We start from the raw sequence: 13,531 nt of genomic DNA, 5'->3' as shown, positions 1-13,531 counted from the left end.
GGCGGCGATGAGCCGCCCTTTTTTCATCGCCTTTCTCGACGCGGCCGGGCGCGCTCGTGATGCGCGCGCCTTGCACCGATTTCCTGTCTGTCAACCGCGTGTAAGCGATCCGTACACGCGCCCGTTGGCGGCGCGGTTACGGCTGGTTGCAAATCGGGTCGGCACGATGTTTTCGCGCGACAGCGGCGTTGGATTGCCACGATGAAAAAAGGGCGCCGAAGCGCCCTTCCATCACGTTTGCATGCCGCGCTTAAAGCGTGCGGCTCAACGCGTGGTGATGCGAACGATGCGTGGACGTCGACGCGTGTGTCGTGTGGCCGAGCGCATGGGCGTGCGTGTGGCCACGGCCCGGCTGCGTGCCGGCGCGATCAGCTATCGTGTCGGAGCGGTCGGCCGCGCGCGACAGGCCCTTGTCGCGGTCGCCCGCGTGCATGCCGTTCGAGTTGCTCGACGCCTCGCCGCTCATGTGGCCGGCGGACATGCCGCCGGCATTGCCGCCCACGCCACCTGCGCCATGACCACCCCCACCGCCACCGTTTCCACCGCCGTTGCCGCCGGCTGCGGCATACGCGGAAACCGTGCCGAGCGCGAGCAGCGCGGCCATCAGTACAGACAGATATCGTTGCTGTTTCATCTTGTGCTCCCTGGAGCGCGTTCGTGTGACTGCATTCTATGAACGCGAAAAATTCGCGCCACACGACGTTGTAAATGATCGTAACGAGGTGCGCGACGCGCATTCGTCAGATCAATCCGGATCGTGCGTGAACGGGGAACGGGACAGGCGGGCGCGGCGCCACGGCGCCGCCCCGGTGACGACGGTGCTTACTGCGCCGGCTGCAGGCCCTGCGCAGCGGCCTTGTGCTGCGCGGCCTGCTCCTGCGCCTGCTTCTTCGCCATGTGATGGCCGACGATACAGCCGCCAACCGCGCCGACGACCGCGTGGTGCCCCGCGTAGTGGCCGGCCACACCGCCGACCACCGCGCCCTTCATGCAGCCCGCCGCGTGCGCGCTGCCGATCGTGGCGAGCGCAACGATGGCCGCGGTGGCACACAGCCTGATGTGTCGAATGGGCATCATGTTTTCATTCTCCTCTCGTGGCGATCAAATCGAGCCGCTTCGCTCAATCCCAACGGCCGCCACGCCAGCCGCCATGATCGCGCCATTCGTGCTCGCGCCATTCACGGCGGCGCCACTCGTGTTCGCGCCATTCGCGCTCACGCCAGCCGTCGCCGCGCCAACCGTCATCGCGATAGCCGACCGGCGCGTACATGACGGGCGGAGACGGCGCCACGTAGACGGGCGCGGGCGCCACATAGGCAGGTACACCGATGCCGACCGACAGGTCGACGTGGGCCGAGGCGACGCCCGAAGCTGCCAGCGCCGCTACACCGAGAACTGCACCGAGAATGAGTTTCTTGTTCATCTCGCAACTCCCTGCACGTGTCGTGCGTCATGTGAATACGGTTCGGAGTCTAGGCACCGGACACAGACACAGGTGAAACGGGTATGCGAGACAGGTAACGGACGTTTACGGACTCCCGCAAAGCCTTGCAGGACAAGGAAGAGGCCGCCTTCCAAACACCGTTGCGGCGGTGCATCGGACCGGTAAAAAGGGATTTTCGGCACGAAACCGCGCGATCGGCACGCGCCGACGTGCATCGGAATGCGTTGAAAGCGAACCGCCCGCACCCTACGCGAGCGGTTCGCAAGCGGCGCGCATCACGCGCGAATGTCGTCGACGCTGCGCAGCCAGTGCACGCTGAACAGATTGTCCGCGTCGGTCCACACGGTATCGGGCACGAACCCTGCACGGCGCGCGATCGCATGGAAGCCGTCGATCGTGAACTTGTGCGAGTTCTCCGTATGGATGCGCTCGCCGGCATCGAAGCGGAACGCGTGGCCGCGCACGTGCACGGTCTGCGCGATGTCGCTGACGAGATGCATTTCGATGCGCTGCCGCACGCGGTCGTAGAACGCGCAATGCGAGAACGCGTCGACGTTGAAATTCGCGCCGAGCTCGGCGTTCGCGCGCACGAGCAGGTTCAGGTTGAACTGTGCGGTCACGCCCTGCGCATCGTTGTACGCGTCGTGCAGCGTGCGCTCGTCCTTCACGAGATCGGCGCCGACCAGCAAGCCGCCGCCGCGCAGCAGCCGCGCCGCATCGCGCAGGAACGCATCGGCTTCTTCCGGCGAGAAATTGCCGATCGTCGAGCCGGGAAAGAAGCCGATGCGCCGCGCCGGTGTCGCGGTCAGCGCGGCCAGTTGCTCGGCCTTCGTGTAGTCGGCCGCGATCGGCGCGACGTCGAGCCACGGATAGGCCGCACGCAGCCGCGCGGCCGCGTCGTGCAGGTAGTCGGCCGAGATGTCGACCGGCACGTAGCGTGCCGGCGCGTTCGCATAGTTGCCCGCGAACGCGTCGAGCAGCACGCGGATCTTCTCGAGCGAGCCCGCGCCGAATTCGACGAGTTCCGCATGCGGGCCGACACGCCGCACGATCTCGGCCGCGCGATCGCGCAGGATGCCGAGCTCGGTGCGGGTCGGGTAATACTCGGGCAACTCGCAGATGCGATCGAACAGCGTGGAGCCGGCCGCATCGTAAAAGTATTTCGGCGGAATGCTGCGCGGCGTACGCGACAGCCCGTCGATCAGGTCGCGCTCGAACGCGCTCGGCCGCGAATCGCGGGCGGGTTGCTGGCCACCGCTCGTGGCCGTCTGGTCAGACGTCTCGCGCAAGTCGCACTCCCGTGAATTGCCAGCGCGCGGCCGGCGGAAAGAAATTGCGGTACGTCGGCCGTTCGTGCCCCGGCGGCGTCGCGATGCTGCTGCCGCGCAGGACTTGCTGGCCGACCATGAACTTGCCGTTGTATTCGGCAGCTACCCCGGCGAGCGGCCGAAAGCCCGGGTACGGCTCGTAGGACGAGCGCGTCCATTGCCACACGTGCCCGAGCATCTGCCGGATGCCTTCGGCTGGAAACGCGGCTTCCCATTCGAATTCGGTCGGCAGGCGCGCGCCGGCCCATTCCGCGTACGCGGCCGCTTCGTAGAAGCTCACGTGACACACCGGCGCGTCGGGTGCGAGCGGCTCGACGCCATGCAGGCCGAACGTGCGCCGCACGCGCGTGGCGGCCACATCGTCATCGTCGGGCATCCAGTACGCGGGCCCTTGCCACCCTTCCCGCTGCACCGTGGCCCAGCCGTCCGACAGCCAGAACTCGGGGCGCGTATAGCCGCCGTCGGCGACGAACGCCGCGAATTCCGCATTCGTCACGAGGCGGTCCGCGATCTCGTATGGCCGCACGAGCGCCGTATGGCGCGGCCGTTCGTTGTCGAACGAGAACGCATCGCCGTCGTGGCCGATCTCGACGAGCCCGCCCGGCTGGTGCAGCCAGTGCAGGGCGCCGGCATCGCCCGCGGCCATCGCGCCCGCGTCCGTTCCGTTGCGCGGCCGGAACGCCGGCTTCAGCGGGTTGCACGAGAACGCGTGCAGCATGTCGGTGACGATCAACTCCTGGTGCTGCTGCTCGTGATGCAGGCCGAGCTCGACCTCGGGCGCGATCGTCTCGAGCAGCGCCGCGTCGGCGCCGGCCAGCGCGCGCAGCATCGCGTCGTCGACGTGCTGCCGGTACGCATGCACCTCGTCGAGCGACGGGCGCGTGAGCAGCCCGCGTTGCGGCCGCGGATGGCGCGGGCCGAGCGCTTCGTAATAGGAATTGAAGAGGAACTGGAAGGCCGCGTCGAACGGCGCGTAGCCGGGCACGCGGCGCATCAGCACGACGGTTTCGAAGAACCAGGTCGTATGCGCGAGGTGCCATTTCGTCGGGCTGGCGTCGGGCATCGACTGCACGGCCTGGTCCTCGGCGGACAGCGTCGCGGTCAACGCGACGCTATGGGCGCGCACGTCCTGGTAACGGCGCTGAAGCTGCGATGCAAGAAGGCTCATCGGTTTACCGTCCACGTCGCGATTCGCTGCGTTGCGTGTTGTCGGAAAAGGGAAAGCCTTGCGCGTGATGCGCGCGGCTGACGTGCGACCTGCTGCTGCGTCGTGGGCAGCCGGCGCGCGCGCCGGGCCGCGGATGCGGCATCACTTCATCTGCCCGTGCAGAACAGTATGGTCCAGAAATGTGAATGTTGCTGACCGAGATGCGGACGAAACAGCAGATAAATGTAAATGAAAGTAATCGATCACCTGCCAATTGCTGACATCAGCGCGTATCGAGGGGTATTCGGAGGGGCATGCGTCGGCCGTTGTGATCGACGCACGCCGCGGGCGTCCGCGCGACTGCGATCATCACCATGGCGTGAATGCGTAATCGTCTGACCAGCACGGGCGCGCGCGAAGCATGCTCGCTGCGCTTATTGCGTACGACGCGCACCCTGCCCGCCGTTGCCTTGCGGCCTTCTACGCCGATCCGCTCGCCGGCTTCGAAAAAAATTTCGCGTCGATGTCACACACGCGGGGGCTCGCTCGTCATATCGGCGGAACCCACACGAAAGGAGAAGGACCATGACTGCGAAGCTCAATCCGTTTGCTGCCGCACCCGCCCTGATGAAGCACTGGATGACCGTCTCGGTCGCCGCCGCGCAGAGCCTCGAACCGACACTGGTCGAGCTGGTCAAGATCCGCGCATCGCAGATCAACGCGTGTGCGAACTGCATTAACATGCACGCGGCCGAGGCGCGCGAGCAAGGCGAGACCGAGCAGCGCATCTACCTGCTGTCCGCGTGGCGCGAAGCGCCCTGCTACACCGACCGCGAACGCGCGGCGCTCGGCTGGACCGAAGCACTCACGCGGCTGTCGGAGGGCCACGCGGCGCACGAGGCGGCCTACGTGGCGCTGAACGACCACTTCAGCCAGGAGGAACAGGTGAAACTCACGCTGATGATCAACGTGATCAACGGCTGGAACCGGCTCGCGGTCGGCTTCGGGCTGTGGATCGAGCCGGCCGATGCAAAGGCCGCCGCCGCGAAGATGGTGGCCTGATGCCGAACCTCGACCCGGCCAAGGACAGCGCCGAAGCACGGGCCGATGCGGCGGCGAGCTTCGACCCGCTGCGCCGCACGCTGATCCGCGTCGCGTACCGGATGCTCGGTTCCGTCGCGGATGCCGAGGACATGGTGCAGGAGGCGTTCATCCGCTGGATGGACGTCGACCGCACCGAGGTGCGCGTTCCTGAAGCGTTCCTGCGCCGCATGGTGATGCGCATGTGCCTCGACCAGTTGAAGTCCGCGCGGCACCAGCGTGAGACCTATATCGGCCCGTGGCTGCCCGAGCCGGTCGTCGAGGAAGACGAACAAGAGGACGTCACACTGCCGCTGCTGCTCGCGCTCGAACGGCTCTCGCCGCTCGAACGCGCGGCCTTCCTGCTGCACGACGTGTTCGGCCTGGAGTTCGACGAAGTGGCCACGACGATCCAGCGCGACCCGGCCGCGTGCCGGCAGCTCGCCGCGCGAGCCCGCACGCATGTGCGCGAAGCGCGGCCGCGCTTTCACGTCGAGAAGCAGCGTGGGATCGAATTGGCGGAAGCGTTTTTTGCGGCGTCACGCAGCGGCGACATGCGCGCGCTCGGCGCGATGCTCGCCGAGGACGTGAGCCTGCATTCGGACGGTGGTGGCAAACGCACGGCTGCCGGCAAGCCGGTGTTCGGCTTCGAGCGCGTGATGAAGGTGCACGAATTCCTGGCCGGGCTGTTCGCCACGCATGCGTCGAAGCTCGTACGTGCGGGGTTCATCAACGGGTTGCCGGGTTTCGTCACGCTGGAATCTGACGGCGAGTTGCAGACCACGGCGCTCGAGATCGATGACGGGAAAATCGTCGCGATCTATGTCGTGCGGAATCCTGACAAGTTGAGGCATCTGCACTGAGTGCAGCGAGATCACGCGTCGCGTGCCGTGCGCATGCGTGGCCGCGATGCGCCCTGTTCTCCGTCCTGCCGCCCTGCTTTACCGGCCGCCGGCTCCTGCGATCAATATGTCCCGGCCACGATGTAGATCAGGAAGCCGAGCAACGGCGTCGCGATCGCGAAACCGGCTGCCGCGAGCCAGTTCGTGCCGCCCTGCGCTTCCAGCAGCGCGAGCAACGATTCGCGGGACGTCGCGCTCGGGCGCAGTTTGTCGATCTGGCGTACGACGTGCGTCCTGTAGAGGCTGTTCCCGCACCAGCCGAGCGTGACGGCGATCCCGATGGTGATCGGGTCGAGCGCGCTCGATTCGAAGTATTTCGGGAAGAACAGCAGCTCGACCAGCGTGATCGCGAGCGTCGCGCCAAGGACGGCCGCCGCCTGCCAGTACATGCAGCGATACGCCATCCACACCGGGCCCAGGAAACAGGCTGCCCAGTTCCACGACTGCCGGTTCTTTCGCGACGCGGCGATCTCCCACTTCTTTTCGAACCAGGCGGCCTTCTTGCCGACGTAAGCGGCGATCTCGTCGTTGCTCGCGGAGGATGTGGCGGTCGTGACGTCGGACATGGTCGTGTGCTCTCAGTCGCGCGGATCGCGCGTCGTTGTTTTGATGTGCTGGAAATCGGGCGACGGTCGGAACGGCCGCTTCGATGCGCACACGATTCTACGCGCCGCGCAGTGGCCGTTGTATGGCGAATCGAGGTGCTGGTGAGGAAGGATGCGATGCCGTGGATCGCACAACGCATCGGGGCGACATGCGTTGTTTCGGCCGGAAAAAGAAAAACGCCACGCGATGTTGCCGCGTGGCGTTTGTATGTTGGCGAGCCGCATTGCCTGTAGGCAAGTTGTGCTGCCAGACCCCTTCATTTGTTCGTTGGTAGGCTCGATTGGATTCGAACCAACGACCCCCACCATGTCAAGGTGGTGCTCTAACCAACTGAGCTACGAGCCTAAGAAGCCGCGAATTATAGAGAGGGTTTTTGAGGAGCACAAGCCCCTTCGTGAAATTTTTTTGAATCGGCGTGCATGAGGGGCGACGATCGATGTTGCCTCGTGATGCCGGGAGCGTTGGCTTCACCGGTTCGCATCACAGCAAAACGCGTCGATGCGCTGTGATGTTATCCACATTGCCCTCTGGATAACCATCCGGCAAGCCTCTGGATTCACAGTGGAACGATTGAGGATATGTCGCCGCGGCTGTGAATCGACGAAAAGTTGTTCTGTGCTTCCCGGCGCTGTTCACGTAGCTCACCCAGGGTTATGCATTCTGCTTCCCGTCGAGAATTCATGAGGTTAGGGACGTTATCCACTGTGAGGCACGGGGTTTGTTAACTATCACTACGTATGTATACGAACTCTGTTAACACCTTTGGATAAGCACAGTCCGTCGACTGTGATCCGGGCAGGATATGCACTGCGTGCAGTGATCGGATAAACGAAACGGCAAACTGTGAGGGCATCGGACGATGCGCGAGCCGTAGTGTCTGTAGAATCGCCGGCATTCAGGGTGCGAAGGCCTGGCGCACAGGTTCACGACAGATGAGTAATTCTTCGTTGGTCCGGCTAGGCGCACCCGAGATCGATGCCGTCGTACGCCGGTTGCAACAACACCCGTGCGACATCGTGTTCGAGCAACGCGTGTCGATGCCGGAAGCCGATGTCCTGTGTTGCCGCTACAAAGGCGAGCGATTCAACGTGAAGTTCGATCTCGACTCCAGGGGATGATGACGACCGACACGATGAAACCGAAGCAAGACCCGGGCGACGCGAGCGCTGCCCGCAACCGGAGCGAGTAATGGGCCCCATTCACTGCGGTCGGCACGGACACGACAACGGGATCACGACATCGAAGGGCATTGCCGCGCGCATCCGGCAGCGCGGGCAGTTCATGTCCGGCGAGCTCGTGAAGGTTTCGCTCGACCGACGGAAATACAGCCTGAAAATGTGGATGCTGCGTGCTGAACTTGCCGAGCACGAGGTCGATGCGACCTTTATCGACAACGTTGCGCACGTGACGGCGTTTCCGAAGATTGCGGCGCTGGAGCGCTTGCGGGAGCGTCTGTGTTCGGCATGCCTGGACGAGTTGCTCGTGCGTTCCGGCGAGGTGCCCTATAAACCGACGACGAAAGAGCAGGCGTTCGACACGTCCGTCGTCGCGGCGAATGCGAATTGGCCGCGCGGCTTCGCGCGCTGCGAGTTGCACGGCTTGATCCGGCCGACGCGGACCTCACCGGATATCGAGGCCGCTATCTTGTCGATCGACGTGATCCGCGATTGTCACGTCGTGCGGGTCACCAATGCCAGCGTGGAGCATGAGGCCACGCATTGGTTTGACGAAGCGTTCTTGCGGAAGGTGCTCGGGCCGGACATCGACATCGTTGAATCGACGTTTCGCATCGGTGATCGGGCCACGTTCGTGCAGATGTGGGACGCCGGTGAGCTCGTGTGTCCGGTGTGCCTGCGAGAGGTGCTGGAACGTAGCGGTCTGCGCAAGGACGACACGCGGACGTGAACGCAACGGAGCAATCGTGATGGGCATGCGGCGGGCGCCGTTGCGTGAGAATCGACATGTGGACAACTGCGGCCCAAAACGACGCGAAACACTGTGCCGACACAAGGTGAGCGTTTGCCCGGATCACAAGCTGGGCGCGGATCTCGGCGAATGTTGGCCTCGACAAGCCGATCGGAATGTTCGAGCACGCGACTGGACGGAGAGAAGCAAGCTCTGAGCACGGGATGCATGCGGAACGTGCATCGCGTTTCGTGCGCGTGTCGACAGCGCGTATGTGGACAACCCGCACGCCCAACCAGTCGAATCGCTGTGCGTCGGACAGGTGAGCACCCTGCATTCGACCATGCGAATCAGCCCGAACGCCTTGTCTGACAGGGATTTTCCGGAATGGCGCAGGCGATGTGGAGCGTGCTCGCGCGATCCGCAGTGATGGAGTGCCTTGTGGATATCGAGCAGCCAAGGCACTCGAAACCCTGTGCATTCAACGGGTGAGGGTACGCGAATTCGGCGAGGATGTTCGCGTTACTTCACGGGTCGTGGCTATCGCGCTTTCATACAACTCGACTCCACGATTCCCGACGCGCTCCAGGCACCGACTCGACAAGCGTCGCGAGAGAAGGCGGCATATGCCATGACAAAGTCGCACAGCGAGGATGCCCGTTCGCTATGCTGCCGGTGACAACGCACCGATTCCCTCCGCGATACATATGAGCGCAACTGCACGGACCATTCTCAAAGCCATTCTGAGCATCCCCATTGCCTTTGGGCTTGCCTATCCGCTTGTCCATCCCTCCGAAGACGGAGGCGTTCTCGGCGAGATAGCGGTGCTTGGGACGATCGGAAGCATCGTCGTCATCGCGGTTTTCCTGGCGCTGGTCTATGCCTACGCGAGCGACCTCCGGACGACACTGAAATCGGTCAACCGAGGATCGCGTGCGGCCGAACCCAACAGCGTCTGGCTGATGTTCCTCTTGCCCTACAACTTCATCGAGGACTTCTTCATTATTTCCAACGTTGCGAAGTCCCTGGAAGCGGAGTCTCGTATCAATCCGGCTCTGTCGGGGTTGCGCTCGTTCGGCCGGATCAGCGGCATCGGATGGTGTCTTGCCCAGGTTCTTTCGTTGATACCCAATGCCATTGGCTCGATCGCTGGCGGTGTCGCGGTTTTCCTCTGGGTTTGGCACTGGGTGTTCGTGCGCCGGACGAACAAGATGCTTGCCGGCAGCCAGGTCCCCGTGGCGACGCTACCTGGACGGACAGAATCGTAGCCCGCACTGGAAGCCAGATCGCTTATCCGTGATCGATGTGGATATCCCGTTCCGCAGCGACTCGAAACTCTGTGATTCCAAAGGTGAGGGCGCCGGCGTGGCGCGATGTGCATAACAGTCGGGGAAAGTCAGTCGAAACGCTGTGCCGGCGAATGGTGAGCGGGCGCTCGTTCAAGCCCGCCGGGCCGCCCCACCAAAGGCGCTGCCGGCCGCCACCAACCGCCGGCCGGGCGCGCATCCTGCCACGTCAAGTCTGCTGGCCGAGCGCCTGCACGACTGCCTTTTCGCCAAGACTCCCCGTCGGCCCGACCACCGCATAGTTGAGCCCGTTCACCGATCCATACCGCGCGAGCAGCGCGCCATCCACGCGTTGCCCGGCCGGCAGCAGCCGATGTTTCGATTCCGCCGGCCGGAGATAGAAGCTCAGCGTCCGTCCGGCCTCGTCCTCATAGAGCACCATCGCGGCAGTCGCCCCGCTGTCTGTCGTGAACAGCCGCCCACCGACCGGCCTGAACCCCGCCGCGCTCAGATCCGGCAGCTTCGCCGATGCGCCCACGCCTCTGGTGAGCCATCCCTGCAAATCGCCCGCACCGGTCGGCCGGTAATCGACCTTGGCCGTCCGATCGACCACCATCATCTGGTAAGCCTTGACCGCATCGCTCATCGGCGCGATGGGCGGCGGCGCGTTCCACCCGCGCGCCTGCCATCCGCCGAACGTCCCGAGCCCGACGCAGAACACGAACGAAGCCGCCATCGCGAACCGCATGCGCGCGCGATCGGCCCGCCGGCCGCGAATCGCGGCTGGATCCAGCGCGGGGTTGTCCGCCGGCATCCGTACGCTTTCCAGCGCGGCCCGCAACCGCTGCGCGTCCTGCTGCCATTGCTTCACCTGTTCCGCGCGCGCCGGATGCAGCGCGAGATAGCGCTCGACCGCGGCGCGCGCATCGTCGTCGAGCTGGCCGTCGACGTAGGCCTGGAGGTCATGTTCGTTCGGAGGCGTGTTCATTTTTTCATCAACCGCAAGGAAGGAGCGGGAAGTTCACCGTCGCTGAGTTGGCGCAGCGCCTGGCGCGCGCGGGAGAGCCGCGACATTACGGTGCCGATCGGAATGTCGAGCAGGTCGGCGACTTCCTGATAGGTGAAGCCTTCGACCGCGACGAGCAGCAGCAGGCTACGCTGCTCGTCGGAGAGCCGACCGAATGCTTCGAGCGTCGCGCGCGCCGCGAATTCGCGTTCGGCGGACGGCCAGTGCGCTTCGTCGTCATCGCTAATGCGCCCAAGCAGCCACGCATAGCGCTTCGCGCTGCGTTTCCCGTCGAGAAACTGCCGGTACAGGATCGTGAAGAGCCAGCTGCGCAGCGACGCGTCGTCGCGGCGGCTCGACCAGCGCGACAGCGCGCGCTCGAGCGTCGACTGGACGAGATCGTCTGCCGCGTGGACGTCGCGCGCGAGCCAGAGCGCGAAGCGTCGCAGCCTGGGGATGAGTTCGCGCAGTGCTTCGTCGTCGAGGGCGGTGGAGGGCATGGCCGGGCCGGTTGCCGAAAGGGTCGAGATGCCACGTAGGACGCCGGTCGGCGCCGCTTATTCCACCAGCATACGAAAAAACTTTTCGTGGAATAAAGCGGCGCGGGCGGCGTCCTACGCGGGTTCGACAATGACCTGATGGTCGGGAGCCTATATATGGAGCGATCTTCTTCCTCTTCTTCGCCGCAGCGCGAGCCTGGGCGCGGGTGGTGGCGCTGGGCCGCGATCGGCGGCGCGGTGGCCGGCGTGGCCGTGGCGTTCGGATACGTCGGCGGCTGGTTCGCACCGGCGCGTCTGACCCCGCACCGGATCGTCGATGCATTGCAGACGGCCGGCGGCGGCATTCACCCGGGTTTCCGGCGCAATCACGCGAAGGGCGTGTGCGTGACCGGTTACTTCGAAGGCAACGGTGCGGCGAGCGCGTATTCGGTTGCGCCATTCTTCCAGGCGGTGCGCACGCCGGTGGTCGGGCGGTTCGCGTTGCCGGGCGGGAATCCGTATGCGCCCGACAGCAGCGTGCCGATCCGCAGCCTCGCGCTGAAGCTCACCGCGCCCGATGGTGAGCAATGGCGAACCGGGATGAACGCGATGCCGGTGTTTCCTGTCGCGACGCCGCAGGCGTTCTACGCGCAATTGGTGGCGACGCGAGCCGATCCGAAGACGGGCAAGCCCGATCCGGCGAAGGTGAAGGCGTTTTTCGGCGCGCACCCGGAGACGGCCGCGTTCCGCGAATGGGTGAAGGGTGCGAAGCCGAGCGCGAGCTACGTCACCGAAAGCTATTACGGATTGAACGCGTTCTACTTCGTCGACGCGTCGGGCAAGCGCCAGGCGGTGCGGTGGCGCGTCGTGCCGGAGCAGACGGCCGGCGCCGGCGACGTCGCCACGGCGGCGGACCCGAACGTGCTGCAGCAGGACGTGACGCAGCGCATCGCGGCCGGTCCGCAGAAGTGGAAGCTGCTGGTCACGCTGGCGGAGCCTGGCGACCCGGTGGACGACGCGACGAAGGTCTGGCCCGCGCAGCGCACGACGATCGATGCGGGCACGCTCGTGCTCGACCGCGTGGAGGCGCAGGACAGCGGGCCGTGCCGCGACGTGAATTACGACCCGACGGTGCTGCCGCAGGGGATTCAGGTATCGGGGGATCCGTTGCTGGCGGCGCGGTCGGCGGCTTATGCGGATTCGTATCTGCGCAGGACGAGTGAAGAGGCCGGGGTAGCGGGCGTGGCGCGATTGAGTGGGGAGGGACGGTGATGAAGGCTTCGACGACGTTTGGCTTGCCGGCGCGGGTGCTGCACTGGGTGATGGCCGCGATGATCATCGCGATGCTGTTCATCGGGGTGGGGATGGTGGCGTCCGTTTCCGAGCGGCATGCGCTTCTGGTGGCGATTCACAAGCCGCTGGGCATTGCCGTGCTGGTGCTCGTGTGCGTGCGGATCGTGGTGCGGGTTCTGTCGAAGCCGCCGGCGCTGCCGGAGGATCTGCCGTGGTGGCAGAAGGTTGCCGCGCACGGTTCGCATCTCGTGCTGTATGCGCTGATGCTCGCGATGCCGCTGATCGGCTGGGCGATGCTGTCGGCGGGCGGGTATCCGGTGACGCTGGGCGGTGGTGTGCAGCTGCCGGCGCTGGTGTCGGCTGATCCGGTGACGTTCGCGTGGCTTCGGGTCGCGCACCGGGTGCTGGCGTATCTGTTCTTCGCGACGTTCCTCGCGCACTTTGCCGCTGCGCTGTATCACGGGCTGATTCGGCGGGACGGTGTGGTGAGGGCGATGGTGGGGCGGTGAGCGGCGGAGGATTGCGCTCGATGCGGCGGGGCGGTTCACGGGCAACCGGGGCTGCTCCCGCCGTGTCGCATATATATGAGCGGAGGAAAGGTTCAGCGACCTCCGCTACCACATGTCAAAATAATTTCACAAAAGGGGTTGCGGAAACTGAGGCAGGTGCTTAGAATCACGCCTCTTTCGCGCTAACGGAAACGCAGCGCGGGGAAAGAAGGGAAGCGGTGCTGTTGAAGTCGGTTTTATCGATTCCAGTGCTGACGAAATTAAACCGCAGTCGTCGCAACGAAGTAGTTAAAAAAGTTGTTGACGGATTTAAAAAAACGGTTGATAATCTCGCTTCTCTGCTGCTGAAAACGCAGCGCTGCCGGGAAACACGAAGTTCCTCGCAGAATGCTCTTTAAAAATTAACAGCCGATAAGTGTGGGCGCTTGATGGCAGCGAGCTGATCCTCGGATCAGATAGCGAAAGTATCAAGAGTCTCACACTAAAGTAAGTCAGGTTTATGAAGTGATTCATATTCCTGTCAGCTTTGAGTGAGCGACCGGTTCT

16 protein-coding genes and 1 tRNA gene are annotated in these 13,531 nt (G+C 64.5%); 7 read left to right on the top strand and 10 right to left on the bottom strand.

Annotated features, from left to right (window positions below; all coding sequences use genetic code 11):
- Window positions 1–250: 250 nt before the first annotated feature.
- From FFS49_RS16175 to egtB, 5 genes are all read right to left on the bottom strand, one after another.
- Window positions 251–634 carry a hypothetical protein gene (locus tag FFS49_RS16175; RefSeq protein WP_071335420.1) on the bottom strand — a complete coding sequence of 128 codons (384 nt, stop codon included), beginning with the start codon at window positions 632–634 and terminating at the stop codon, window positions 251–253.
- 188 nt (window positions 635–822) lie between these two features.
- Window positions 823–1,077 (bottom strand): glycine zipper 2TM domain protein, encoded by a 255-nt coding sequence (locus FFS49_RS16170; protein ID WP_039351984.1) that lies wholly within the window; start codon window positions 1,075–1,077, stop codon window positions 823–825.
- A gap of 43 nt (window positions 1,078–1,120) precedes the next feature.
- Entirely contained in the window at window positions 1,121–1,423 is a 303-nt protein-coding gene (locus FFS49_RS16165) for a PXPV repeat protein (RefSeq protein WP_071335421.1), read from the bottom strand.
- 296 nt (window positions 1,424–1,719) lie between these two features.
- Window positions 1,720–2,733, bottom strand: a complete 1,014-nt coding sequence (gene egtD, locus FFS49_RS16160; RefSeq protein WP_105815436.1) for an L-histidine N(alpha)-methyltransferase — start codon at window positions 2,731–2,733, stop codon at window positions 1,720–1,722.
- Window positions 2,717–3,940 (bottom strand): ergothioneine biosynthesis protein EgtB, encoded by a 1,224-nt coding sequence (gene egtB, locus FFS49_RS16155; protein ID WP_105815435.1) that lies wholly within the window; start codon window positions 3,938–3,940, stop codon window positions 2,717–2,719. Before egtB ends, egtD begins: the two co-directional genes overlap by 17 nt.
- 564 nt (window positions 3,941–4,504) lie before the next feature.
- Here egtB and FFS49_RS16150 point away from each other — a divergent pair.
- Together FFS49_RS16150 and FFS49_RS16145 are read left to right on the top strand one after the other, a co-directional pair.
- Window positions 4,505–4,981 carry a carboxymuconolactone decarboxylase family protein gene (locus FFS49_RS16150; RefSeq protein WP_105815434.1) on the top strand — a complete coding sequence of 159 codons (477 nt, stop codon included), beginning with the start codon at window positions 4,505–4,507 and terminating at the stop codon, window positions 4,979–4,981.
- Window positions 4,981–5,862: a sigma-70 family RNA polymerase sigma factor gene (locus FFS49_RS16145; protein ID WP_105815433.1), complete on the top strand. Its 882-nt coding sequence runs from the start codon at window positions 4,981–4,983 to the stop codon at window positions 5,860–5,862. The genes FFS49_RS16150 and FFS49_RS16145 overlap by 1 nt, the downstream gene beginning before the upstream one ends.
- Window positions 5,863–5,963: 101 nt before the next feature.
- Here the strand turns inward: FFS49_RS16145 and FFS49_RS16140 are convergent, their stop codons facing one another.
- Together FFS49_RS16140 and FFS49_RS16135 are read right to left on the bottom strand one after the other, a co-directional pair.
- Window positions 5,964–6,467 carry a DUF2628 domain-containing protein gene (locus FFS49_RS16140; protein WP_105815432.1) on the bottom strand — a complete coding sequence of 168 codons (504 nt, stop codon included), beginning with the start codon at window positions 6,465–6,467 and terminating at the stop codon, window positions 5,964–5,966.
- Between the two features lie 308 nt (window positions 6,468–6,775).
- Window positions 6,776–6,852, bottom strand: a tRNA-Val gene (locus FFS49_RS16135).
- A 587-nt stretch (window positions 6,853–7,439) separates the two neighbouring features.
- On the opposite strand from FFS49_RS16135, the gene FFS49_RS16130 reads away from it, so the two are divergent.
- The 3 genes from FFS49_RS16130 (at window position 7,440) to FFS49_RS16120 (ending at window position 9,680) form a co-directional block, all read left to right on the top strand.
- Window positions 7,440–7,625: a hypothetical protein gene (locus FFS49_RS16130; protein ID WP_105815431.1), complete on the top strand. Its 186-nt coding sequence runs from the start codon at window positions 7,440–7,442 to the stop codon at window positions 7,623–7,625.
- 70 nt (window positions 7,626–7,695) lie between these two features.
- Window positions 7,696–8,412, top strand: a complete 717-nt coding sequence (locus FFS49_RS16125) for a hypothetical protein (protein ID WP_105815430.1) — start codon at window positions 7,696–7,698, stop codon at window positions 8,410–8,412.
- Between the two features lie 707 nt (window positions 8,413–9,119).
- A complete protein-coding gene (locus FFS49_RS16120) occupies window positions 9,120–9,680 on the top strand; it encodes a hypothetical protein (RefSeq protein ID WP_105815429.1) in 561 nt (186 codons plus the stop codon).
- Between the two features lie 247 nt (window positions 9,681–9,927).
- On the opposite strand, the gene FFS49_RS16115 is transcribed toward FFS49_RS16120, so the two are convergent.
- Window positions 9,928–10,686 carry an anti-sigma factor gene (locus FFS49_RS16115; protein ID WP_105815428.1) on the bottom strand — a complete coding sequence of 253 codons (759 nt, stop codon included), beginning with the start codon at window positions 10,684–10,686 and terminating at the stop codon, window positions 9,928–9,930.
- Complete coding sequence (locus tag FFS49_RS16110) at window positions 10,683–11,204, bottom strand: sigma-70 family RNA polymerase sigma factor (RefSeq protein WP_039362528.1); 522 nt, start codon at window positions 11,202–11,204, stop codon at window positions 10,683–10,685. The genes FFS49_RS16115 and FFS49_RS16110 overlap by 4 nt, the downstream gene beginning before the upstream one ends.
- Window positions 11,205–11,360: 156 nt before the next feature.
- On the opposite strand from FFS49_RS16110, the gene FFS49_RS16105 reads away from it, so the two are divergent.
- Together FFS49_RS16105 and FFS49_RS16100 are read left to right on the top strand one after the other, a co-directional pair.
- Window positions 11,361–12,455 carry a catalase family peroxidase gene (locus FFS49_RS16105; RefSeq protein WP_105815427.1) on the top strand — a complete coding sequence of 365 codons (1,095 nt, stop codon included), beginning with the start codon at window positions 11,361–11,363 and terminating at the stop codon, window positions 12,453–12,455.
- Entirely contained in the window at window positions 12,455–12,985 is a 531-nt protein-coding gene (locus FFS49_RS16100) for a cytochrome b (RefSeq protein ID WP_171026769.1), read from the top strand. The genes FFS49_RS16105 and FFS49_RS16100 overlap by 1 nt, the downstream gene beginning before the upstream one ends.
- Before the next feature lie 309 nt (window positions 12,986–13,294).
- Here the strand turns inward: FFS49_RS16100 and FFS49_RS42380 are convergent.
- Window positions 13,295–13,531: hypothetical protein (locus FFS49_RS42380; protein WP_212746059.1), on the bottom strand; the 237-nt coding region annotated here is incomplete at its 5' end.

Origin of the sequence: Burkholderia sp. 4NA327C6 (assembly GCF_005502655.1) — a bacterium.
Classification (GTDB): Bacteria; Pseudomonadota; Gammaproteobacteria; order Burkholderiales; family Burkholderiaceae; genus Burkholderia; species Burkholderia contaminans.
The sequence above is the reverse complement of the archived record's forward strand: the minus strand, read 5'-3'. Positions and strand labels throughout refer to the sequence as shown.

What these genes read in the sequence shown, in the direction of transcription:
- FFS49_RS16175 (WP_071335420.1), bottom strand. Translation starts at nt 634, where the DNA reads ATGAAACAGCAACGATATCTGTCTGTACTGATGGCCGCGCTGCTCGCG.
- FFS49_RS16170 (WP_039351984.1), bottom strand. Translation starts at nt 1,077, where the DNA reads ATGATGCCCATTCGACACATCAGGCTGTGTGCCACCGCGGCCATCGTT.
- FFS49_RS16165 (WP_071335421.1), bottom strand. Translation starts at nt 1,423, where the DNA reads ATGAACAAGAAACTCATTCTCGGTGCAGTTCTCGGTGTAGCGGCGCTG.
- egtB (WP_105815435.1), bottom strand. Translation starts at nt 3,940, where the DNA reads ATGAGCCTTCTTGCATCGCAGCTTCAGCGCCGTTACCAGGACGTGCGC.
- FFS49_RS16150 (WP_105815434.1), top strand. Translation starts at nt 4,505, where the DNA reads ATGACTGCGAAGCTCAATCCGTTTGCTGCCGCACCCGCCCTGATGAAG.
- FFS49_RS16145 (WP_105815433.1), top strand. Translation starts at nt 4,981, where the DNA reads ATGCCGAACCTCGACCCGGCCAAGGACAGCGCCGAAGCACGGGCCGAT.
- FFS49_RS16140 (WP_105815432.1), bottom strand. Translation starts at nt 6,467, where the DNA reads ATGTCCGACGTCACGACCGCCACATCCTCCGCGAGCAACGACGAGATC.
- FFS49_RS16130 (WP_105815431.1), top strand. Translation starts at nt 7,440, where the DNA reads ATGAGTAATTCTTCGTTGGTCCGGCTAGGCGCACCCGAGATCGATGCC.
- FFS49_RS16125 (WP_105815430.1), top strand. Translation starts at nt 7,696, where the DNA reads ATGGGCCCCATTCACTGCGGTCGGCACGGACACGACAACGGGATCACG.
- FFS49_RS16120 (WP_105815429.1), top strand. Translation starts at nt 9,120, where the DNA reads ATGAGCGCAACTGCACGGACCATTCTCAAAGCCATTCTGAGCATCCCC.
- FFS49_RS16115 (WP_105815428.1), bottom strand. Translation starts at nt 10,686, where the DNA reads ATGAACACGCCTCCGAACGAACATGACCTCCAGGCCTACGTCGACGGC.
- FFS49_RS16110 (WP_039362528.1), bottom strand. Translation starts at nt 11,204, where the DNA reads ATGCCCTCCACCGCCCTCGACGACGAAGCACTGCGCGAACTCATCCCC.
- FFS49_RS16105 (WP_105815427.1), top strand. Translation starts at nt 11,361, where the DNA reads ATGGAGCGATCTTCTTCCTCTTCTTCGCCGCAGCGCGAGCCTGGGCGC.
- FFS49_RS16100 (WP_171026769.1), top strand. Translation starts at nt 12,455, where the DNA reads ATGAAGGCTTCGACGACGTTTGGCTTGCCGGCGCGGGTGCTGCACTGG.